This is a genomic window from Stenotrophomonas sp. JC08, from assembly GCF_052180205.1.
Lineage (GTDB): Bacteria > Pseudomonadota > Gammaproteobacteria > Xanthomonadales > Xanthomonadaceae > Stenotrophomonas.
On record NZ_CP197473.1, the window covers coordinates 1,593,657 to 1,615,849 of the forward strand.

At 65.4% G+C, this 22,193-nt stretch carries 21 protein-coding genes; 5 read left to right on the top strand and 16 right to left on the bottom strand.

All coding sequences use genetic code 11. The features are described 5' to 3' along the window. Window positions 1-83: 83 nt before the first annotated feature. Together ACSBPQ_RS07295 and ACSBPQ_RS07300 are read right to left on the bottom strand one after the other, a co-directional pair. The gene (locus tag ACSBPQ_RS07295) at window positions 84-1,610 is read right to left on the bottom strand and encodes a flagellin (RefSeq protein ID WP_442684355.1); all 1,527 of its coding nucleotides are present in this window, start codon (window positions 1,608-1,610) and stop codon (window positions 84-86) included. 431 nt (window positions 1,611-2,041) lie between these two features. Beyond that, entirely contained in the window at window positions 2,042-2,533 is a 492-nt protein-coding gene (locus tag ACSBPQ_RS07300; protein WP_442684356.1) for an REP-associated tyrosine transposase, read from the bottom strand. Between the two features lie 262 nt (window positions 2,534-2,795). Here ACSBPQ_RS07300 and ACSBPQ_RS07305 point away from each other — a divergent pair, with 262 nt between their 5' ends. Then, window positions 2,796-3,806: an IS110 family transposase gene (locus ACSBPQ_RS07305; RefSeq protein WP_442682525.1), complete on the top strand. Its 1,011-nt coding sequence runs from the start codon at window positions 2,796-2,798 to the stop codon at window positions 3,804-3,806. A gap of 349 nt (window positions 3,807-4,155) precedes the next feature. On the opposite strand, the gene ACSBPQ_RS07310 is transcribed toward ACSBPQ_RS07305, so the two are convergent. The 13 genes from ACSBPQ_RS07310 to ACSBPQ_RS07370 form a co-directional block, all read right to left on the bottom strand. After that, on the bottom strand, window positions 4,156-5,739 hold the full coding sequence (locus ACSBPQ_RS07310; RefSeq protein ID WP_442684357.1) for a flagellin N-terminal helical domain-containing protein: 1,584 nt from the start codon (window positions 5,737-5,739) through the stop codon (window positions 4,156-4,158). Between the two features lie 68 nt (window positions 5,740-5,807). Further along, complete coding sequence (gene flgL / locus ACSBPQ_RS07315; protein WP_442684358.1) at window positions 5,808-7,010, bottom strand: flagellar hook-associated protein FlgL; 1,203 nt, start codon at window positions 7,008-7,010, stop codon at window positions 5,808-5,810. After that, a complete protein-coding gene (gene flgK, locus ACSBPQ_RS07320; protein ID WP_442684359.1) occupies window positions 7,007-8,887 on the bottom strand; it encodes a flagellar hook-associated protein FlgK in 1,881 nt (626 codons plus the stop codon). Before flgK ends, flgL begins: the two co-directional genes overlap by 4 nt. An 11-nt stretch (window positions 8,888-8,898) precedes the next feature. After that, window positions 8,899-10,089, bottom strand: a complete 1,191-nt coding sequence (gene flgJ / locus ACSBPQ_RS07325) for a flagellar assembly peptidoglycan hydrolase FlgJ (RefSeq protein WP_442684360.1) — start codon at window positions 10,087-10,089, stop codon at window positions 8,899-8,901. 1 nt (window position 10,090) lies between these two features. Next, window positions 10,091-11,212 carry a flagellar basal body P-ring protein FlgI gene (locus ACSBPQ_RS07330; protein ID WP_442684361.1) on the bottom strand — a complete coding sequence of 374 codons (1,122 nt, stop codon included), beginning with the start codon at window positions 11,210-11,212 and terminating at the stop codon, window positions 10,091-10,093. 2 nt (window positions 11,213-11,214) lie between these two features. After that, the gene (flgH, locus tag ACSBPQ_RS07335; RefSeq protein ID WP_442684362.1) at window positions 11,215-11,904 is read right to left on the bottom strand and encodes a flagellar basal body L-ring protein FlgH; all 690 of its coding nucleotides are present in this window, start codon (window positions 11,902-11,904) and stop codon (window positions 11,215-11,217) included. Window positions 11,905-11,927: 23 nt separating this feature from the next. Then, window positions 11,928-12,713: a flagellar basal-body rod protein FlgG gene (gene flgG, locus ACSBPQ_RS07340; protein WP_442684363.1), complete on the bottom strand. Its 786-nt coding sequence runs from the start codon at window positions 12,711-12,713 to the stop codon at window positions 11,928-11,930. 188 nt (window positions 12,714-12,901) lie between these two features. Further along, window positions 12,902-13,651, bottom strand: coding sequence for a flagellar basal body rod protein FlgF (locus ACSBPQ_RS07345; protein ID WP_442684364.1), 750 nt, complete (start codon window positions 13,649-13,651; stop codon window positions 12,902-12,904). A gap of 34 nt (window positions 13,652-13,685) precedes the next feature. Further along, the gene (flgE, locus tag ACSBPQ_RS07350) at window positions 13,686-14,966 is read right to left on the bottom strand and encodes a flagellar hook protein FlgE (protein ID WP_442684365.1); all 1,281 of its coding nucleotides are present in this window, start codon (window positions 14,964-14,966) and stop codon (window positions 13,686-13,688) included. Between the two features lie 32 nt (window positions 14,967-14,998). Then, on the bottom strand, window positions 14,999-15,667 hold the full coding sequence (locus tag ACSBPQ_RS07355) for a flagellar hook assembly protein FlgD (RefSeq protein ID WP_442684366.1): 669 nt from the start codon (window positions 15,665-15,667) through the stop codon (window positions 14,999-15,001). Window positions 15,668-15,693: 26 nt separating this feature from the next. After that, window positions 15,694-16,101, bottom strand: coding sequence for a flagellar basal body rod protein FlgC (flgC, locus tag ACSBPQ_RS07360; protein ID WP_442684367.1), 408 nt, complete (start codon window positions 16,099-16,101; stop codon window positions 15,694-15,696). 9 nt (window positions 16,102-16,110) lie between these two features. Beyond that, window positions 16,111-16,509, bottom strand: coding sequence for a flagellar basal body rod protein FlgB (gene flgB / locus ACSBPQ_RS07365; RefSeq protein WP_442684368.1), 399 nt, complete (start codon window positions 16,507-16,509; stop codon window positions 16,111-16,113). A 170-nt stretch (window positions 16,510-16,679) separates the two neighbouring features. Beyond that, entirely contained in the window at window positions 16,680-17,624 is a 945-nt protein-coding gene (locus tag ACSBPQ_RS07370) for a chemotaxis protein (protein ID WP_442684369.1), read from the bottom strand. Window positions 17,625-17,717: 93 nt separating this feature from the next. On the opposite strand from ACSBPQ_RS07370, the gene flgA reads away from it, so the two are divergent. From flgA to ACSBPQ_RS07390, 4 genes are all read left to right on the top strand, one after another. Further along, the gene (gene flgA, locus ACSBPQ_RS07375; protein WP_442684370.1) at window positions 17,718-18,362 is read left to right on the top strand and encodes a flagellar basal body P-ring formation chaperone FlgA; all 645 of its coding nucleotides are present in this window, start codon (window positions 17,718-17,720) and stop codon (window positions 18,360-18,362) included. A 65-nt stretch (window positions 18,363-18,427) separates the two neighbouring features. Continuing rightward, window positions 18,428-18,727: a flagellar biosynthesis anti-sigma factor FlgM gene (flgM, locus tag ACSBPQ_RS07380; RefSeq protein ID WP_442684371.1), complete on the top strand. Its 300-nt coding sequence runs from the start codon at window positions 18,428-18,430 to the stop codon at window positions 18,725-18,727. Window positions 18,728-18,729: 2 nt separating this feature from the next. Next, window positions 18,730-19,062 carry a flagellar protein FlgN gene (locus ACSBPQ_RS07385; protein ID WP_442684539.1) on the top strand — a complete coding sequence of 111 codons (333 nt, stop codon included), beginning with the start codon at window positions 18,730-18,732 and terminating at the stop codon, window positions 19,060-19,062. A gap of 91 nt (window positions 19,063-19,153) precedes the next feature. Beyond that, complete coding sequence (locus tag ACSBPQ_RS07390; protein ID WP_442684540.1) at window positions 19,154-20,383, top strand: ATP-binding protein; 1,230 nt, start codon at window positions 19,154-19,156, stop codon at window positions 20,381-20,383. 82 nt (window positions 20,384-20,465) lie between these two features. Here the strand turns inward: ACSBPQ_RS07390 and ACSBPQ_RS07395 are convergent, their stop codons facing one another. Then, complete coding sequence (locus tag ACSBPQ_RS07395) at window positions 20,466-22,190, bottom strand: EAL domain-containing protein (protein ID WP_442684372.1); 1,725 nt, start codon at window positions 22,188-22,190, stop codon at window positions 20,466-20,468. Between the last annotated feature and the right edge of the window lie 3 nt (window positions 22,191-22,193).

Consider the following 22,193-nt stretch of genomic DNA (forward strand, 5'->3'; position numbering starts at 1 on the left):
GCAAAACCCCCACCATTGCTGGCGGGGGCTCTGTGTTGCTCAACGGGGTGAATTCCGCTGTGTTTTGACCATCAGCGCAGGGATCAGCGCAGCAGGCTCAGCACGTTCTGGCTGGTCTGGTTGGCCTGGGCCAGCATGGCGGTACCGGCCTGCTGCAGGATCTGCGTGCGGGTCAGTTCGGCCGTTTCCTTGGCGTAGTCGGTGTCACGGATGCGGCTGCGGGCGGCCGACATGTTTTCCGACGAGGTGTTCAGGTTGGCCACCACCGAGGTGAAGCGGTTCTGCACCGCACCCAGGTCGGCACGGGCCGAGTTGATGGTGCTCAGTGCGGCATCCATCGCGTTCAGCGCGTTGTCGGCACCGGCAACGGTGGAGATATCCAAGCTGGCAAAACCAGTGGCGGCTTCGCCGGCCACCCAGGCGGTGCCGCCGGTGCCATCCTTCGTCTTGCCCACCGTCAGACCGGTCTGCTTCAGCACATCAGCGGCGGTACCGCCGATTTCAAAGTCGCCCTTCGCCGAAGACAGGGCCAGGTTGCCGCTCTTGTCCAGCGAGGCGGTGACGCCGGTGTTGTAGCTCTGGTTGTTGATCGCCTTGACCAGCTCGCTGGAACGCTGAGCGGCACTGCTGGCCTTGCCAAAATCGATAGTGACCGAGCCCTTTTCGCCGGTCAGAGTGAAGCTGCCAGCATCGAATTTTGTGCTTTCACCGGCGATCGTGGTGTTGGAAATGACGCCGCCACCGTTGATCACGATGGCCTTGGCGCCATCAGCATCGTTCTTGACCGTGATTTTGCCAGCGGCAGCAGTAACATCAACAGCCGCCAGGCCGGTTACCTGCTCGATGGCAGTGGCCACCTTCACTGCGACTGCCTGCTGGGCGGCGGCGGCATCGGTCTGACCGGTGGTAGCGGTGATGGTCTTCTCGGCACCATTGATGGTGATCTTGAATTCCGCGACACCATGAGTGGTTGCCGGCGATTCAACGGTGGTTGCCAGCGCGGTCAGATCGACCACGCCTGCGGTGGCGCCCTTGGTAACGTCACCTGTTGCTTTGGCGGCCGTGGCGCCGGCAGCATTGGCAACCTGGGTCCAGTTGCCCAGGTCCTTGATGTTGGCGTTGGCGATCTGGGCGATATCGATGGTCTGGCCCTGGTTGGCGCCGATCTGGAAGGACTGTGCCTGGAAGCTGCCGTCCAGCAGCTTGGTGCCGTTGAAGTTGGTCTGCTCGGCCACACGCTGGATCTCGGCCTTCAGCAGCTGCACTTCGGCGTTCAGCGCTTCACGGTCGGACGGCGAGTTGGTGGCGTTGCGCGACTGCACGGCCAGCTCACGGATGCGCTGCAGGTTGTTGCCAATTTCGCCCAGTGCGCCTTCGGCGGTCTGCGCCAGCGAGATGCCATCGTTGGCGTTGCGGGCGGCCTGGTCCATACCGCGGATCTGGGTGCTGAAACGCTCGGAGATCGCCAGGCCGGCGGCGTCGTCCTTGGCGCTGTTGATGCGCAGGCCCGAGGACAGGCGCTGGATCGAGGTGGCCAGGCTGGAGCCGCTGGTGCCCAGGTTGCGCTGGGCATTGAGCGACATGGTGTTGGTGTTGATGACTTGTGCCATGATTCGGGCTTCCTGTTTTGCGTTGGAACCGGCACATCACCTGGCCGGTACTGGGTGCAGTGGGGCGGGGTGTAGGAGCCGTAGCACCGCTGCTGATACCAATAACGGCAGGTTTGCGTGCAGCTTTAGGGCGGGTACGCAAGTAGTTTTGCAAAAGCAGGAACGCACAAGCCCCGGTCCCCCGGGGCTTGTGCGTTGAGTAGCCCGGGCAAGGCCGGCAGGCCGCACCCGGGGTCTGCCATGTATGCGTAATGGGGATCTGGTGCGGGCGTGTGGCGGCCCCGGGTGCGCTTCGCTTACCCGGGCTACAAGGCTTGTGCGTTGAGTAGCCCGGGTAAGGCCGACAGGCCGCACCCGGGGTCTGCTATGTATGCGTGGTGAGGATTTGGTATGGCTGCGTGGTGGCCCGGGGTGCGCTTTGCTTACCCGGGCTACGTGGTAATTCCCCAATCCGGCGGCAACTTGTTCTCGCGCACGTAGCGGTGGAAAGAAGAGTGTGGCCAGTCTGCGGCGCGTGCGGCCAAGCCGTGCTTCACCGGGTTGAAATGCACGTAGTCCACGTGCGCACGCAGGTCGTCATCGTCACGAATGGTGTGCTCCCAGAAGCGTGATTGCCACGGTGACGGCGCCGCACTTTGCAATTGCCGCGTGAAGCCCTTCTTGATCTCCTGCCAGAGCCGCGAATAATCCACGTCGGCATCAGGCATGCGGATAACGGCGTGCAAGTGGTCGGGAAGCACCACTGCGGCCACTATCCTGTGTGGAATGCGTGCGTGCGCTTTTTGCCAGGAGGCCAGCAGAAGGTCGATATGGCGCACCAGTGCGTCGTCGCGCCGATCATGGAGGGTCACGGTAAAGAAGTAGGTGCCGCCGGCAATCCGGTTGCGTCGATATCGCACCATCCCAGGTTCCTCCTTTTTCATCGCCGGAGTCACCGTATCCCGGACGATGCCAGCGGCCGCACCCGATAAACCCACGCCCTCACGTCAGGGAAAGTCTTGGTTGAGGTAGCCCGGGTAAGGCCGATACGCCGCACCCGGGGTGCGGTGTGGGTGCGGCAGGGGTTTGATACGGATGTGGGTGCGCTTCGCTTACCCAATGGAATGGACTCCTCCCACTGATCCGGCATCGAGGTGCCAGACTGGAGGTGTTGATCAACCAGTCCCACAGCAGGAGGAGTCGGTCATGCAGATTAATCGTGTTGCATTGGATCTGGCAAAGCAGCTGATCCAGGTGCATGCCGTGGATCTTTCGGGCAAGGTGCTGGTGCGCAAGCCGCTGCGCCGAACCCAGCTGTTGCCGTTTTTCCGTGAGCTTGTGCCGTGCGAGGTGGGCATGGAGGCCTGCAGTGGCGCTCATCACTGGGCGCGGCAGTTGCAGGCGATGGGGCATCGGGTGCGGTTGTTGCCACCGCAGTACGTGAAGCCGTTCGTGCTAGGGCAGAAGAACGACGCCAACGATGCCGCTGCCATCTGTGCAGCCATGAGCCGACCAGAGATTCCTGCAGTGACGGTCAAGACCATCGCCCAGCAAGATCGGCAGGCCCTGCATCGGATCCGCAGTGCGCGGGTGGCGCAGCGTACCGCGCTGGTCAACCAGACCCGTGGGCTGCTGGCCGAGTATGGGTTGGTGGTCGGCCGCGGCCGAGGAACCTTGCGCCAGGCAATCCCCGAGTTGCTGGAAGATGCCGAGAACGGCCTGAGCTTGGACTTTCGCCAACTGCTGGCCGAGCTGTATGACGAACTGGTCGTGCTGGATGCGCGGGTTGAGCAACTGACGGGCCGCATTGAGCAGCAGGTGCGCCAGGAACCGGACACGCAACGCTTGATGCAGATCCCCGGCATCGGCCCGTTGACCGCCAGCGCGCTGGTCGCAGCAATAGGCGATGCGACCCAGTTCCGCAATGGTCGGCAACTGGCCGCGTTCCTGGGGCTGGTACCGCGGCAGCACTCCAGTGGCGGCAAGGCACGGCTGCTGGGGATTCACAAACGCGGTGACAGCTATCTGCGCCAGTTGCTGGTGCATGGCGCACGCAGCGTACTGCGCACCGCCGCCAACAAACCCGATGATCGCAGCCGCTGGCTGGTGAATCTGTCGACCCGCAAACACCGCAACACCGCCACCGTGGCCCAGGCCAACAAGACCGCACGCATCGCCTGGGCGGTGCTGGCACGCAACGAGCCCTATCGCCCCTGAGAATGGGGCACGCGTCACTTCACCTTGAGTTTGCTCAGTGGTTGATGAGGAATTTCGGTAAGACCGTCGCGGGAAGAGCCTGAGTAGCCCGGTGGCCACAAGGCCGCTTACCCAATGAGGCACCCGCGGGCGACTGCTCCATCATGGCCAGAAGCACAGGCTTCACTCACAGGCCGAATATACGTTCGCAGTCTCTACCGGAAAAACTCAAAAGCGGCTTGGCAATCGGGAGGAGTCCATATACGGGCTACGTGGCAAGGCTACAAAGGCAAGGCCCCGGGCGGGGCCGGGGCCTTGGAACATCGGTGTGCTTCCCGGGTGCGGCCTTCGGCCTTACCCGGGCTACGGCTTATTTGAGCAGGCTCAATACGTTCTGCGGCACCTGGTTGGCCTGGGCCAGCATCGCGGTGCCGGCCTGCTGCAGGATCTGGGTGCGGGTCAGCTCGGCGGTTTCCTTGGCGTAGTCGGCATCACGGATTCGGCTGCGCGAGGCCGACAGGTTTTCCGAGGTGGTGTTGAGGTTGGCGATGGTGGAGGTGAAGCGGTTCTGGATGGCGCCAAGGTCTGCGCGCGATGAGTTGATCGCCTGCAGGGCCGCGTCCATGGCGTTGAGCGCGTTGTCGGCGCCCACTGCAGTGGTGATGTCCAGCTCGGCGAAACCGGTCTCCGCAGCGCCAGCAACCCAAGCGGTGCCGATAGCGGTGGCCGGAGCGGGGAGGTTGCCAACCGCTCCGGTGGCACCGGCGGCCAGCCCGGTAGCCGCCAGCAGATCGACATCAGCGGTGGCACCGGTTGCCGTCGCGGCAACAGCGACGTTGCCGCTGGCTGAGGACAGCAGCAGCTTGCCGTTATCCAGCGAGGCGGTGACGCCGGTGTTGTAGCTCTGGTTGTTGATGATCTTCACCAGATCGCTGGCACGCTGGGCACTGCCACCTGCGGCCGGGTAATTGATGACGGTTTCACCCTTGGGGCCGGTCAGCTTGAAGCTGCCCTCCGTGAAGTCAGCGGCGACATAGCCGGTGGCGCTGGCAACAGCAATAGCGCCACCCAGGATGTGCGAGCCGGGGCCGCCGATAGTCAAGGCCGCGCCGTTGTTGGTGATCGCACCGCCGGCGCCCACCTGGATGCCGGTGGGGCCACCAATGGATGGATCGTTGTTGATGGCGTTGGTGATATTGGCCAGCAACTTGGTCCGTGCATCGCCGTCGTTGGTGCCGTCGTTTACGCCGCTGACCTGCACGGTCTTGCCGTTGATGGTCAGGCTGAACGCATCGTAGGTGAAAGGCGTAGCGGTGCCATTGGGAGCCTCGAAATTGGTCGTATTGATGGTTCCAGCACCTGTATTGGGCGTGCCGGCATTGGCACCACCGGTAGCTGCTGTCGTCGGTACCGTGGCAGCGGTATCCACCCGGTTCCAGTTGCCCAGGGCGCTGATGTTGGCATTGGCGATCTGCGCGATGTTGATCACCTGGCCCTGGTCGGCGCCGACCTGGAAGGCCTGGTTCTGGAAGCTGCCGTTGAGCAGCGGGGTGCCGTTGAAGTTGGTCTGCTCGGCCACGCGCTGGATCTCGGCCTTCAGCAGTTGCACTTCGGCATCCAGCGCGGCGCGGTCGGAATCGGAGTTGGTGGCGTTGCGCGACTGCACGGCCAGTTCGCGGATGCGCTGCAGGTTGTTGCCAATTTCGCCCAGTGCGCCTTCGGCGGTCTGCGCCAGCGAGATGCCATCGTTGGCGTTGCGGGCAGCCTGGTCCATACCGCGGATCTGGGTGGTGAAGCGCTCAGAGATGGCCAGGCCGGCGGCATCGTCCTTGGCGCTGTTGATGCGCAGGCCCGAGGACAGGCGCTGGATCGTTGTCGCCAACGAGGTGCCGGTGGTGTTGAGGTTGCGCTGGGCGTTCAGCGACATGATGTTGGTATTGATGATCTGTGCCATGGGGCCTTCTCCGTATGTACTGACTGCAATGCGTTATGGAATGGCAGCGCCGCTGCCGGTGGATTGGATCAGCGGATCATGTTGAACAGCGACATCGACTGCATCTGGGTGAAGATGGTCTGGGCCGCCTGTAGTGCCGCGCCTTCGAGCTTGTATTGCCCGATGGCTTCGGCGTAATCGAGGTCGCGCAGCTGCGACAGCGAGGTTTTCAAGGTCACCGAATTGGCCTCGCGCAGGGCGGCGGCGTCATCGATGGATTTGAGCTGGGCGCCACCGGCGGCGCGGGCATCGATCAGTGCCTCCGCAGCGCGGGACACGTCACGGATGGACGCTTGCAGCGCGTTCTGCTGGGCGGTGCGGCCGGCGAGGGTGGAGGTGTCCATCTCCAGCGTCTGCACCAGCTTGTCCAGGGTGCTGAACACATCGCGGGTACCGGCCGGACCGGCGTTGAATTCATCGCCGGCAACTGGCGCGCCTTCGATGCGCACGCGCAGGCCTTCGAAGACGATGTCCTCGCCGCTGGCGTAGTTGCCGGTGCCGATGACGGTGCTGCTGGCGTCGACCACTTCATAGGTGTCGGCGGCGGTGAAGCGCAGGGTGTAGCTGGAGCCATCCCAACTGCCCGAGCCATCGCGGCTGATCTGGGTCAGGATCCCCTGCCCGGTGTTGCCGGACGCGACACCGCCATCGACCGTGCCATCGCCGGTGCGGATGCGCAGAAAGATCTCGCTGCCCGGCAGGGTGTCCTTGATGAACGTGCCGGGGGCGACTTCCACCTGGCGCTGGTTCTGGTCGCCGTTGTAGATCACCGATCCGTTGCTCAGGGTGAATGGCGCGGCACCGTCAGCGGCACCGCCAAACAGATAACGTCCGCTGCCATCGGTGGTGTTGGACAGCGCCAGGATCTGCTCTTTGATGGACTTGAGCTCGTTGGCGACGGCTTTGCGATCATCGGCCGACAGGGCCGCGTTGTTGGCCTGGATGGAGAGATCGGACACGCGTTGCAACAGGTCGCCGGCCTGGGTCAGCGCGTTTTCCTGCAGGCCCAGACGGTTCTGCGCGTTGCCGGCATTGGCACCGAGCTGTTCGAGTTCGGCCAGGATGCGATCCATGCCGACGGCGGCACCCGAGGCTACCGGGTCGTCCTTGGCGGTGGCGATCTTCTTGCCGGTGGCCAGCTGCTGTTCCAGATGCGAGAGCTTGCTCTGCTTGGACATCATCAGGAACACCGACTGGTCGTACATCATGCTGCTGGAGATACGGTTGTTCATCGGGAAACGGCTCCCAGGATGGTCTGAAACATGGTGTCGGCGGTGGAGATCAGCTGCGAGGCAGCCTGGTAGGCCTGCTGCAGCCGGAGCATGTCGGCCGCTTCCTCGTCGAGGTTCACGCCGGAAATCGCGTCACGGCTGGCCTGTGCGTTCTGGTTGATCACCTGTTGCGCCTGCAGCGAGTACTCGGCCGCGCGGGCAGCCGAGCCGATCTGGGTGGTCAGCCCGCCCAGTGCGCCGTTGAGGGTGATGGTGCCGCCGTTGAAGGCTTTGGCATCTTCCACGCCAGCCAGACGCGCGGCGTTGCCGTTGTCGCCGGAGCCAGGCGCGGTCTTGCCGATGGTGAAGGTGTCACCGGCCGCGGGCTTGCCATCGACCACGATGCTCCAGCCGTTGGCGCTGATGATCTGGCCCGGCGTGTAGGGGAACGGGCCGGCACCATCGATCATGTACTGGTTGGCGTCGAGGAATTCGATGCTGGCTGGGTTGAGCAGCGCCGGGTTGCCGACATCGAGGATGTCCAGCTTGCCGAGCACGCCGGTGCCGCTGTTGGCCAGATCGGCGGCGGCCTTGACCGGATCGGCGGCGGCGATGCGCGAGGGATCGGTGATCGCCACCGACAGGCCACCGGTGGCCGCAGCGGTGGGCTGCAGCAGGAAACGATCGTTGGCGGCGGGCGTGCCGCCGACCACGAACTCCACGCCATTGACCACGAACGGATCGGCCGCGGTGCCGGCGCCGGCCATCGGCACGCTGGCGCCGGTATCGGCGCGGGTGGCCTGCCAGTTGGTGCCGTCAAAGCGCAGCAACAGGTTCTGGCCGTCCAGCGCGGTGGTGTCGCCATAGCTGGCGCTCAGCGTGGCGCTGCCGGTATTGCCGCTGTGGTTGCTGATCCTGGGCGGGGCCAGGTTGAAGAAGTCCGTACCCATGTCGCCATACAGGTCCATGCCTTCGCGGTGCGATGCGTTGAACGACTGGGCCAGACCCACGACGATGCGGCCCAGCTCGGCTTCTGCCGGCGTCAGCACGCTGTCGCGGAACTCCAGCAGGCCGCCGATCTGCCCACCCAGCGACTTGTTGCCCAGGCTGACGGTCATGCCCTGGGTCTGGATCGCCAGCTGCAGGCGCTCGGGCTGGTACGGGTCGGCGAGGGTGGTGATTTTTGACGCGGTGGTGCCCACCACCAGTGCCTGCCCGCCGGCGGCGTAGACATTCATGATGCCGCCGTCCTGGATCACCGCGGTACCGCCGGTGTAGCCGACCAGCTGCGTGATCAGCTGGTCACGGCGGTCGAGCAGGTCCGGCGCGGCGGCCGCGGCGTTGCTGCCGATGGTGCCGTTGATCTGGGCGATCTCCGCCGCCAGCCGGTTGATCTCGCCGGCGCCGGCGATCAGGCCGTTGTTGACCTCGTTGCCCAGCGTCTCCAGGTTGCCGGTGAGCTGTTTGAAGCGGGTGACCAGCGTGGAGGCGTTGTCGAGCATGTTGCGGCGGTCGGTGGTGCCCGCCGCATTCGACGACAGGCCGCTGACCGAATCGAAGAAGTTCGACCACACGCCGGCCACATTGGTGGCCGAATCGGAGAACAGCGCATCCACGCGGTCGGCCATTGTCGAGAGCTTCTCCAGCCGCGCCAGTTCACCGCTGCTGTCGAGCAGCCGCGAGATCGCCAGCTGGTCGGCGACGCGGCGGATATCGATGATCTTGGTGCCGTTGCCCACGTCTCCATAGCCGACGTTGGAGGGATCGCGCGTGGCGAAATCCACCTTCTGCCGGCTGTAGCCGTCGGTCTTGATGTTGGCCACGTTGTGGCTGACGGTGGCCAGCGCCCGCTGGAAAGCGAGCAGGGCACTGGTACCGGTGGAAAGAACATTGGACATGGACGGCTATCTCAACGTCGGGTGATGCCGGACAACCCGGCGTTGCTGGCAAAGGTGCGGCCCATGCGGACACCGGCATCGCCGATGGCGGCTACCGCGCGTTCGATGGTCGGGCCATTGGCAATGGCGGTGATCTTTGCGGCGTAGGACGGATCGGTGGCGTACCCCCCCTGTTGCAAGCCCCGTGCAAAACCCTGCACGTCATCGCCGGCACGCAGCGCGGCCTGGTAGCGCGGGTTGTTCTTCAGCAGGCGCACGTAGTCGCCAAAGCTCTCGGCCATCGATCCGTAGGCGCGGAAGCTCGCCACTTCATTGCGGCGCTGGCCGTTGACGTACTCGTGGGTGCCGGTGGTGGCACGCTCGCCGCTCCAGCCCGTGGCCTTGATGCCGAACAGATTGTGCGAGGTGCTGCCGTCGGCATGCTTGATCTGGCGCTTGCCCCAGCCGGTTTCCAGTGCGGCCTGGGCGACCAGCGCACGCGGGTCCACGCCCAGTTCCCTGGCGGCGCGTTGCGCGTGCGGCCAGATGCTGGCGACGAAGCCTTCGGGGGTGTGCTTGCCCAGCGACGTGGCTGCCAGATCGGCGCTGGCGCTGTCCACGGTGTCGCCGCGCGAGGCGGCCGTCACATTGTTCCAGCGGTCGTTGCCCATCGCCCAGTCCGGCGCGATGGTGGTCTCGTTCTGGACATACGGACTGCTGCCACCGAGTGAGCTGTGCAGCGTGCGGGTGTCACGCCCGGCAATCAGGTCCAGCGCCTGCGCCTGCGGTTCCAGGTAGGCCGATTGGCCTTCGCCACCCAGCGCGGCCAGCGGATCGTCCGCCGGGTTTGCCGGCAGCTGCAACGGCATCGCTGCGGCGGCGGGCGCAGCCAGCTGGTACGCACGCGCGGCTGCCGCCGGGGTGATGGTGGTGTCCAGTGCCGGTTTGCCGGCCGCTTCAGCACCGCCCAGCTGGCGGGCGATGACCGACGACAGCCCGAGGCCACGTCCGCGCGTCATCTGTTCGGCGATGCGCTGGTCGTACATCTCGCGGAACATCTGGTTTTCGCCCGGAAACAGCGAGTCGCCGAAGCTGGCCGCGCGCATGCTCTTGATCAGCATCTGCGCGAACTGGCCTTCCAGCTGGCGGGCGACCTTGTCGATCTTGGCGGGGTCGTTGGCGATGGCCGGGTTCAGTTCCAGCGGCGAGGCGGAAATGCGCATGTCAGATCACCTCGAGCTCGGCACTCAGCGCGCCAGCCTGCTTGAGGGCTTCCAGGATCGCGATCAGATCGCCCGGCGCCGCGCCGACTTCGTTCACCGCGCGCACGATTTCATCCAGCGTGGCGCCACCGTCGAAACGGAACATGCGGCTGCCTTCGTTGCTGGCGGTGATGGTGGACTGCGGCACGGCCACGGTCTGGCCACCGCCGAAGGCGTTGGGCTGGCTGATCTGCGCCGATTCGCTGACGGTCACTGTCAACGAGCCGTGGGCGATCGCCGCCGGGCTGACCCGCACCTGCGAGCCGATCACCACCGTGCCGGTGCGCGAATTGACCACGATGCGGGCCGGGGCTGCACCGGGTGAGAGTTCGACGTTCTCGATCCGCGCCAGCATGCCGATACGGGCACCGGGATCGGTGGGCGCCTGCACGGCCACGGTGACGCCATCGACCGCACGCGCGGCGCCTTCGCCGAAGGTCGCGTTCAAGGCGTTGACCATGCGCGAGACGGTGGTGAAGTCGTTCTGGTGCAGGTTCAGGGTGATCTCGCCGCCGGCGCCGAACACGTCAGGCAGGGCACGCTCGACGGTGGCGCCATTGGGGATGCGGCCGACGCTGGGAATGTTGACCGACACGCGCGAGCCGTCCTTGCCCTGCGCGCCGAAGCCGCCGACCACCAGGTTGCCCTGGGCGATCGCGTAGACCTGCCCGTCGGCGCCTTTCAGCGGTGCCATCAGCAGCGAGCCGCCGCGCAGCGACACCGCATTGCCGACCGAGGACACGGTGATGTCGATGGTCTGGCCGGGCTTGGCGAACGGCGGCAGCTCGGCGTGGATCGCCACGGCAGCGACGTTCTTCAGCTGCGGGTTGACGTTGGCCGGGACGTTGACGCCCAGCTCGCCAAGCAGGTTTTTCAGGCTCTGCACGGTGAACGGCGCCTGGCTGGTGCGGTCGCCGCTGCCATCCAGACCGACCACCAGTCCGTAGCCGACCAGCGCGTTGCCACGCACGCCGCCGACCTGGGCCAGATCCTTGATGCGTTCGGCGTGGGCGGGGAGGGCGCAGGCGAGCAGCAGCACCAACAGCGGCACGCGGCGGAAGAAGGGGGAAAGATTCATGGCCATGCTCAGAACGGCGCCAGCGCCGAGTTGAAGAAGCGGCCCAGCCAGCCGATCGCGTTGGATTGCGCCACCGCGCCGCGACCGCCGTAGGCGATGCGCGCGTCGGCGACCTTGCTGGAGGAAATGGTGTTGTCGGCGGCAATGTCGGCCGAGCGCACCACGCCCTGGATCTGCACCAGCTCATCGCCCTGGTTGAGCCGCAGGTTCTTCTGCCCCTGTACGACCAGGTTGCCGTTGGGCAGGCGCTGGATCACGGTGACGGTCACGCTGCCCTGCAGGCGGTTGCTCTGCGCGCTGTTGCCCTTGCCGGCGAAGTCGCGCTCGGCCTCGGCCGAGGCACCCAGGATGTCCTTGCCACCCAGCGTGACCGGCGCGCCGAACACGGTGGGCGTTCCGACATCGACCGAGGACTGCTTGCTGATCGTGGTGGTGGCGCTGGTGGTGGCCATGGTGTTCTCGACCAGGGTGATGGTCAGCAGGTCGCCCACCTCGCGTGCGCGCCGGTCGCCGTACAGGTTCAGGCCCGGGCCGGCGGCGTAGATCGCACCGGCGGTGGGGGCGGCGGCCTGCACCACGATCGGCTGGATCGGTGCCATCGGCGCGTACGGACGGATGTCGCCGGCCACGCTGCAGCCGCCGAGAACAAGGGCGCAGGCGATGACGGAAAACGGGCGCAGGAGTGGAGTGCGATTCATGACGGTATCCCTGTGGCAACCGGTCAGACGTTGTTGTTGAGGTAGCCGAGCATCGAGTCGGTGGTGGAGATCGCCTTGGCGTTCATCTCGTAGGCGCGCTGCGTTTCGATCATCGACACCAGCTCTTCGACCACGTTGACGTTGCTGCCTTCCAGCGCACCCTGGACCACGCTGCCCAGACCGTTGAAGCCCGGCGTGCCGTTCTGTGCCGGACCCGATGCGGTGGTTTCCAGGAACAGGTTCTCGCCACGTGCCTGCAGTCCGGCCGGATTGATGAAGTCGGTGAGCGTCAACGAGCCGATCTCGACGGATGCCGCTTCGCCGGCCATCTTCACGCTGATGGTGCCGTCGCTGCCGATGGTCATCGACTGCGCGCCTTCTGGAATCTGGATGCCCGGCTGCACCGCGTAGCCGCTGTTGGTGACCAGCTCGCCCTGGTCGTTGACCTGGAAGCTTCCGTCACGGGTATAGGCCGAGGTGCCGTCGGGCATCATCACTTCGAAGAAGCCGCGGCCGTTGACCATCACATCCAGCGCACGGCCGGTCTGCTGCTGGCTGCCCTGTTCGAAGTGCTTGGAGGTGGCGACCACGCGCACGCCGGTTCCCAGCTGCAGGCCGGTCGGCAGCTGCGTCTGTGCCGAGGAGGCGCCGCCGGGCTGGCGCACCTGCTGGTACAGCAGATCCTCGAAGCTGGCGCGATCGCGCTTGAACCCGGTGGTGTTGGTGTTGGCCAGATTGTTGGAGACGACGGACATGCGCGTCTGCTGCGCGTCCAGGCCGGTCTTGGCAACCCACAGTGCCTGATTCATGGTGCGATTCCTCTGTTGATCCAGTTGGCCGCTGCGGCCTTGCCTGGTTCAATGCATGAGCCGTGCCAAACCCGGTGCCGGAATTCCGACGTGGGCGGAACAGAGGGCTTTCCCGACGACACGCACAAAAAAAATCCGCGCGCCAGTGCGGCACGCGGATTCGGACTTCACAGCAGGTAAGCGGGTGCTCAGCCGTTCAGGCGCAGCAGGGTGTTGGCACTGCGTGCGTTCTCGTCGCCGTGTTTGATCACCTTGACCTGCATCTCGAACTGGCGCTGCAACTGGATCATCTGCACCAGCGCGCCGGCGGCATCGACGTTGCTGGATTCGAGCATGCCACTGTCCAGCGATTTGCCCATCGCCTGGGCGAACGGCTGTTGTGGCTCGGTGTTGCGCATCAGCCCGTCCAGCCCACGCGTCAAACGTTCGTCGGCGGCGTCGACAATCCGCAGGCGCCCGACCATCGCCATCGTCTGCGGGCCTTCGCCCTGCGGGATGACCGACACGGTGCCGTCATGGCCGATCTCGATCGCCTGGTACGGCGGCACTGCCAGCGGGTTGCCGTTCTCGTCCAGCACCGCGTTGCCTTCGGCGGTGACCAGCTGGCCATTGGGGGTCAGCGACAGCGCACCGCTGCGGGTATAGGCCTCACTGCCGTCGCCGGCCTGCACCGCCAGCCAGTTGCCCGGCTGCAGCGAAAGGTCCAGCGCATTGCCGGTGATCTGCTGCGCGCCGATGCGGCGGTTGAAGCCGGCATCCACATGCAGCGCGTCGATCCGCGAAGGATGGCCTTTGCCGGGAATGCGGAACGCCTCGGTGTTGGCCAGTGCTTCCTTGAAGCCGGGCGTATCGGCGTTGGCCAGGTTGTGCGACACGGTGCCCTGCGCCTGCAGCGAAGCGCGGGCGCCGGTCATGGCAACGTAGAGAGCCTTGTCCATCAGTACGGTTCCGTGTGCGGATCAGCCGGCGGCATCAACGGATGTTGATGATGGCCTGGGTGATCTGGTCCTGGGTCGAGAGCATCTGCGAGTTGGCCTGGAAGTTGCGCTGCGCGGTGATCATGTTGACCAGCTGCTCGGTCAGGTCGACGGTGGAGGCCTCCAGTGAGCCGGCCTGGATCTGGCCGAAGTCCGAGCTGTCCGGTGCGCCGGTGCGCGGCGTGCCCGAGGTGTAGGTTTCGGTCCACAGGTTGTTGCCGTCGCTCTTCAGACCCTGCGGGTTGTTGAAGTTGGTCAGCGCCACCTGGCCCAGGCCGACGTCCACGCCGTTGGAATAGCGGGCATAGACCACGCCTTCCTCGGAGATGCTCACTTCGTTGAGCTTGCCGGAGGCATAGCCGTCCTGGGCGGTGTTGCGCAGCGAGAAGCGCTCGCCGTACTGGGTGGACCCGGTGATGTCCAGCGACATGTTCAACGAACCGGCGCCACTGCTAGGGGTGAACGGGTCCATGACGATCTTGCCGTCGGCCGGTGCGGTGAGCTGGCCGCTGTCAGAGAACTGCAGCGTGATTGGATTGCCGGGTACCGCCGGGACCGGTGGCACGGCGTTGGGATTGCCGGGCACGCTGCCGTTATTGACGGGTATGCCATCGACGTAGTTGTAGACCTGCCACTCGTTCGGGTTGGCGGTTTTTACGAAGTACGAGGTCTGGGTGTGGCTCACGCCCAGCGAGTCGTACACGGTGATGCCGCCGCTGGACTGGTTGTAGCTGTTGGAATCGGCCGGGTCGAATGTGGCTACCGTTGGCACGGCGGCGTTGGCCGGCAGGGTGAAGGCCAGTTCGACATTGCTGGTCGGGCGCGGCGGGCTGTCAGTGGTCAGCAGGCGCAGGTCGGTCAGCTGGCCGGCCTCGAAGCCGGTGCCGGCGGCGTTGGGGGCGAACACCTGCAGGCGGGCGCCCTGCGGGTTGACCACATAGCCGTTGGAGTCGGTCTGGAAGTTGCCGGCGCGCGAGTACACACGGTTGCCGTTCATCGACAGGGTGAAGAAGCCTTCGCCGGCGACGGCCAGATCCAGGCTGCGGCCGGTGGTGTCGATGTTGCCCTGCGAGAACTGCTGGGCAACGTTGGTCAGGCGCGCGCCCGAGCCGATCGCGGTGGAGGAAAGGCCGTAGCTGGTGGAGTTGAACAGATCGGCGAACTCGGCGCGCGACTCCTTGAAGCCGGTGGTGTTGACGTTGGCGATGTTGTTCGCCGTCACGTTGAGGTTGGCGTTGGCGGCATTGATGCCGGACAGCGAGATGTTGAAGCTCATGGGAGGTTCCCTTCTGGAGTCGTGGGGCCGGGTCAGCTGATGCGCAGCACGTAGTCGAGCGGGGCGGTGCCCAGGCCCTTGAGATTGAGGTAGAGGCCGTCGGAGCCGACGGTGACGCTCTCCACTTCGGCCTGCACATAGGTGCTGAGCTTGGACTGCGTGCCGCTGGTATCGGTGTGGTTGGCGGTGATGCTGTAACTGCCCGGCGGCATGCGTTTGCCGTCGGCATCCAGGCCGTCCCATTCGAAGGACACCTCGCCGGCGGCATCGGCTGGCACCGTGAGCTGGTTCACCTTCACGCCGTTGGCGTCGGTGATGTCCACGGTGACGGTGCCGGCACCCGGTGCCGCGACGGTACCGCTGACCGTACCTTCGGCTTCCAGCGCCAGCTCGGTGGAGGGCACCAGCACCTCATGGCCGACCAGTGCCGCACCTTTCAGGATCTGGTCGCTGGTCAGCTGCTGCTGGAAGCCGCTGACCGCGTTGTTGAGGTCGTTGATGCCCTGCACGGTGGACAGCTGCGCCATCTGCGCGACCATCTGGCTGTTGTCCATCGGCTTGAGCGGGTCCTGGTGCTGCAGCTGGGTGGTCATTAGGCGCATGAAATCGGCCTGGTCCAGCGCGTCGTTCTTCTTTTTGTCCTGTTGCGGGGCACCGGTCAGGCCAAGGGCACCGTACAGGTCGCTGTTGACGGTAGTCATAAATAAGGGATCCTGCGGGCCGCGTGTCAGCGGCCCATGGTCAAGGTGGCCAGCGCCAGTTCCTTGGCGGTGCTGAGCATTTCCACGCCGGCCTGGTAATTGCGCGAGGTGGAGATCAGGTTGACCATCTGCGCCACCGGATCGATATCCGGGGCATAGACGTAGCCTTCGCCATCGGCCAGCGGGTGGTTGGGTTCATAGCGCTTGATCGGCGCGGCATCGCTTTGCGTCACTTCCTTGACCTGCACCCCGGTGAGGTTGCGGTCCTCGCGGCTGGTGACGGCCTGGAAGATCGGTTCCAGCGGCTTGTAGACCGCTTCCGGCGAGCCCGCCAGCGAATCGGCGTTGGACAGGTTGGAGGCGATGGTGCTCATGCGCACCGACTGCGCCTGCAGCGCCGAGCCGGCGATATCGAAAATGGGGAGATTGCTCATGGCGACCCTTTATTGACCGGTGATGGCGGTCAACATGTTCTTGACCTTGGATTCGACGAAGCTCAGCGAGGCCCGGTATTCCAGCGCGGCACGGCCATAGGCGGCACGCTCCATGTCCGGATCCACGGTGTTGCCGTCGAGGCTGGGCTGGTTGGCTTCGCGCAGGATCTGGAACGGGTTCAGACCGTCACCACCGATGCGGTAGTGCTGCTCGGCAGTGGTGGCCATCACGCCATTGCCGGCACTGCCCTGGGCATGGCGCAGGGCAGCGTCGAAATCGAGATCGCGCGCCTGATAGCCGGGTGTGTCGGCATTGGCCAGGTTGCCGGCGATCAGTTTCATGCGCTGCTCGCGCAGCGGCATCGCCTGGGCGTGGATGCCCAGATAGTCGGAAATCAGGTTTGCCATGCGGCACCTTCCACGGAACGTTGCCGGGTAAGGTGCAAGGCCTGTGCCAGAAGGCAGGAACGGGTGAAAAAACGAGGAAGGAGAGGAGGCCACCGCAAAGGCCGTCATCCCCGTGAAGGCGGAGTTCGCTGCCGCTCGGCCCGTTGCTTTTCTCTGACGTGTTACCGCTTTCAGCCGGCTGCGGCCACGTGGCGCAACCGTGTCAGCACGAAATCGGCCAGCTCGTGCGGGCTGTATTTGGCGACGAAGGCATTGGCGCCCACCCGTTCGACCATGGCGTTGTTGAACACACCCGACAACGAGGTGTGCAGCAGCACGTAGAGGCCGGCCAGGCCCGGGTGGCGGCGGATTTCCGTCGTCAGGGTGTAGCCGTCCATCGCCGGCATCTCGATGTCGGAGATCACCATGGCATAGCGTTCAGCCGGATCCTCGCCGCCGGCATGGATCTGCAGCAGGTGCTCCAGTGCCTGCTTGCCGTCGGACAGCAGGGTGGCGGTCACGCCCAGCTGGTCGAGCACACTGCGGATCTGCTGGCGGGCCACGCGCGAGTCGTCCACCACCAGCACCTGCATCGGCGGCGCATCGGCCGGCAGCGCCATCGACGGATCAAGCACGGCCTCGTCACGGTTCTGGGCGATGTCGGCCAGCACGCTTTCCACGTCGATGACCTGGATCAGCTCGCCCTGGAAGCGGGTGACCGCGGTCAGGTAGCTGGATTCGGCGCCCAGCTCCGGCGGTGGCTGGATGTCTTCCACCGCGATATTGACGATCCGCTCCACGCCACTGACCAGGAAACCCTGCACCGAGCGGTTGAACTCGGTCACCACCAGATAGCCGGGCGAGGTGTCGGCCTCCGGTTCGCGCTCGGGATGGCCGATGGCCAGTCCCAGATCGAGTACCGGCACCGAGCGGCCCCGTACATCGGCCACCCCGGCGAACTGCGCGGGCAGGCCGGGCACGAGGAACAGCGACGGGCGTCGCAGCACTTCCTGGACCTTGAAGACGTTCACGCCAAAAAGCTGACGTCCGCCAAGGCGGAAAAGCAGCAGGGCGAGCCGGTTGTGGCCCGCCAGGCGGGTGCGCTGATCGATGCGGTTGAGCAGGTCATGTGACATGCAAGCGGTATCGGCGCCGCCGGCATGGACTTGAGCCCGCATTCCGGCACGGCGCTTGCATGGTTGCGGGGGCATTCTGTTCCTGGAGTTACCATGCGTCTGTCGCTTCTGTTGTGCCTGCTGCTTGCCGCGCCGGCGTGGGCTGCCGGGTTCCAGTCGGTGGCGTCGATCAAGACCGCGGCGCTGTCGCTGCTGGACCCGGCCGCCGAAGGGGAGGCCCTGGTCGATGCCGGCTTGCGTCTGCCTGCCTGTCCGCAGCCGCTGCAGGCACGGGCCACCGGCACCAGCACCACCGAGGTGACGTGCCCGCAGGCGGGTGGCTGGCGCCTGTTCGTGCCGGTGAAGGTGCGCCGCGAACAACCCGTGCTGGTGCTGGGACGTGGGATCGCCGCTGGAGAAACCCTGACCGCGGCCGATATTTCCATCGTCCGTCGTGATACCGCACGGATCGCCGGTGCGGTGCTGTCCGATCCGCAACGCGCGATAGGGCAGGTGGCACGGCGCACACTGGCGGCAGGCAGCCTGCTGTCGGCGGGGGATCTGGTCGCGCAGCGGGTGATCCGTCGCGGTGACAGCGTGGCGCTGGTGGCACGGCGCGGCGGCGTGGAAGTACGCATGGCGGGACGGGCGCTGGGCGATGCCGGCGAGCACGAGCGGGTCTCGGTCGAGAACCTCTCATCCCGCAAGGTGCTGCAGGGCGTGGTGAGCGCGGACGGCGAAGTTGTCGTTTCCCGGTAAATTCCCTTAAAGATCGCCGGCCCGGTGCCGCTAACCTATACGAACCGAATCAGGACCCTCATCACATGAGCCAGAAAATCGACGGCGGCATCACGGCAAACGCCCAGCTTCGTCCGGTCGCTCCGGCCAAGACCACCCCGGTCGGGGATTCTCCGGCACGCCCGGTGGAAGCGGCCGACAGCCTGCGCCTGACCGGCGAGGCCACCAACCTGCAGGCCCTGCAGCGCGAGCTTTCCAATGCACCGGCGATCGACAACGCCCGCGTGCAGGCGGTGCGTGAGGCGCTTGAGAACGGCAGCTACCGGATCAATCCGGAGGCCATTGCCCAGCGCATGCTGGACCTGGACCAGCAGCTGCTCGCATGAAGCTGACCATGGGCAATCCGCTGCAGCAGTTGAGCGATGCGCTGGACGGTGAGCGTCAGGCGCTGGTCGAGCATGACGTGCCGGCGCTGATCGCCGCGACCGGCCGCAAGCTTGAGGCCCTGCGGGTGCTGGAAGCGCAGCCTCCGCTGGAAGAGGCCGTCAGGCTGCAGGAACTGGCCGAGCGCAACCGTGCCAATGGCGCCCTGCTGGCGCGCCGGCGTCGTGAGGTCAACTGGGCCTTGCGCCAGCTGGGACGCAGCGAGACTGCGTCCGCTTACGACGCCAAAGGCCAGGCGCAGCTGTTGCATACCCGCAAGCCGCTGGCGGTGGTCTGAGCCTGCCGGCGGTGTGCCGCCGTGCCGGAACCCGCCATGGTGAACGGTATATATTGTCCTTCCATTCCGTGGATTGCCGGTAGCTGTGCCCATTTCCGATTCTTCCCCTCGTTCCAACGTCCTGTTTCCGCTGCCTTCGGCCGATGTGCTGCGCGTATTGGCCGAACGCATCCAGGACGGATTGTTGCTGTGTGACGGAAACGGCAATACCTCCCTGATCAACCAGCCCGCACGCGCTCTGCTGGATGCCAAAGGCGTAGCGCCTGCCGCCCTCGGCACGCGGCTGTCCGGACTGTTGCCACCGGGCGCACTGGTGCAGGCCAAAAGCGCCGGATTCTGGAGCGGCAGTCTTCCGGTCGGTGAGCGCGTGGTCACCGTACAGATCTACCACCATCCCGATGGCGGCAAGGACACCTACCTTGTCCTGTTCCGCCATATCGATGGGCAGCAGGACTATGAGCAGGAGCTGCAGCAACGCCACGCCGAGTTGCGGCAGGCCTATCAGCGCCTGAACGGAGCCCAGGAAAAGCTTCTGCAGTCGGAAAAGATGGCCTCCATCGGCCAGTTGGCGGCCGGTGTCGCCCACGAAATCAACAATCCCATCGGCTATGTGCACTCCAACCTGGGCAGCCTGCAGGAGTACCTGCGCAGCCTGTTCACCGTTATCGAGGCCTATGAGCGCGCATTGCGGGCGCCGGATCCCAAGGCGCTGATTCCGGAAATCGACGACCTCCGCAACCGTCTGGATATCGACTTCATCAGCCGCGACCTGCCGCAGCTGATGGCCGAGTCACGCGAGGGTATCGAGCGGGTCACCCGGATCGTGCGCGACCTGAAGGATTTCTCCTATTCCGGCCGTGATGACGCCTGGAAGCTGGTGGACCTGCATGCCGGGCTCGATTCGACCATCAACATCATCTGGAACGAGCTCAAGTACAAGGTCACGCTGGAGCGCAAGTACGGTGATCTGCCGATGGTGGAATGCCTGCCGTCGGAGTTGAACCAGGTCTACATGAACCTGCTGCTCAATGCCGGCCAGGCGGTGGCCGAGCGCGGGCATATCGTGGTCAGCACCGGCACCAGCGGTGATGAGGTGTGGGTGCAGATCCAGGACAACGGCAGCGGCATCTCGCCGGAATTGCGCCAGCGTATCTTCGATCCGTTCTTCACCACCAAGGCGGTGGGCAGCGGCACCGGGCTGGGCCTGTCGATTTCCTACGGCATCATCAACAAGCACCATGGCCGCATCGACCTGGACAGCACGGTGGGCGAGGGGTCGTGTTTCCGCATCACCCTGCCGGTGCGTCAGCCCAAGAGCTAGGAACGCGTGGAGTTGGGCCAGAGAAATCACCGCCGCCCGGCTGCTGCACAGGAATCGGGCTGCGCTCGCTCCTCGTTCTGCCTCACTCGCTCCTGACCACCCCGCGCTTCTCGTCATGGGTGCGGAACGCCTGGCGGATGTGCTCGCGCAGCTCGTCGTCGTTCCACGGCTTGGTCAGGAAGCGGTAGATCGAGCCGCGGTTGATCGCGTCGGTCACCGTGGTCAGGTCGGTATAGCCGGAAAGCACCAGGCGGATGGTGTCCGGGTAGAGCATTTTCACCCGCCCCAGGAACTCGGTTCCGCTCATGTCGCTCATGCGCTGGTCGGACAGGATCACCTGCACGTCATTGATCGCCAGCAGGTCGAAGGCATCGCGCACATTGCCGGCGGCAAGGATGCGGTAGCCGTCGCGGCGAAACAGGCGCACCAGCGAACGCAGCACGTTTTCCTCATCATCCAGCAGCAGCAAGGTCTGGTCCGGGCGGGTTTCGGCAAAGGCTTCCGGGCGCAGGTAGCGGCGCCGCAAGGTCATGCCGGCGGCATCGGCCGACATCGGCTCGCCGAACATGTAGCCCTGGAACACGTCGCAGTCGTTGCGCCGCAAAAAGCCCAGCTGCGCCTGTGACTCGACGCCGTTGGCGATCACCGTCATGCCCAGCTGGTGGCCCATGGCGATGATCGCGCGACTGATCGCCGCCTCGCGGTTGGCCGCCGGCGCGCTCTTGATGAAGCTGCGGTCGATCTTCAGCTTGTCCACCGGATAGCGCACCAGTGCGCTGAGGCTGGAATCGCCGGTACCGAAATTGTCCAGGCTCAGGCTGATGCCCTCGTTGCGCAGATTGGCCAGGGTTTCGTGGACGAAGTTGACGTTGTTGGTCAGCGCGCTTTCGTTGATCTCCAGTGTCAGCATGCGCGCCGGCACACCGGTGGACTGCAGCGTCTCGAGCACTTCGGTGAAGAAGCTGGGGCGCAGCAGCTGCAGCGTGGAGACGTTGATGGCCACGCTGAAGTCGTCGAAGCCCTGGTCCAGCCACAGCCGCACCTGGCGCAGGGCGGACTCCAGCACCCAGGAGCCGATCTGGACGATGATGCCCAGCCGCTCGGCGGTGCGCATGAAGCGCTCGGGAACCAGCAGGCCCAGGGTGGGCGACTGCCAGCGCAGCAGCGCTTCCATGCCGACCACATGGCCATCGCGGGCGCTGACCAGTGGCTGGTAGCGCAGCCGCAGCTCTCCGTTGTCGATGGCATCGACCAGTTGCCGGGCGATGATGCTTTCGGTGTGCGCGCTGCGCGGCTTGTGCAGCATGTGCAGGTGCACGCAGTTGCCGCCCTCGCGACCGGCCTGGTGCACCGCGTCCTCGGCAAGGTCGAGCAGACGGCTGGGCTGGGTGGCATGCTCCGGGCACAGGCTGACGCCGATCTTGGCGGTCAGGAACAGGGTGTAGGGCAATACCGAGAGTGGAAGCTCCATCTGCTGGCGCAACTGCTCGGCGATCTCTTCCGGCAGCGGATCGCCAGGGGTGCGGGGAATGGCGATCAGGAACTCGTCGCTGCCGTGTCGCCACAGCCTTCCACGCCCCTGCAGCTGGGCACGCAACCGTTCGGCGATCAGCTCCAGCGCCTGGTCGCCCACTTCCGCACTCATGTTCTCGTTGACCGAGGCGAAGTGGTCGATATCCAGGTGCATCACCACCAGCGGCGGCCCGCCACTGGCGGCAGTGGTGACCAGGGATGCGAACTCGGGATTGCCCGCACCCAGCCGGGCCGTTTGCGTGTCCGGCGCGAACATTGAAGAAGGGGCGGTCATCCA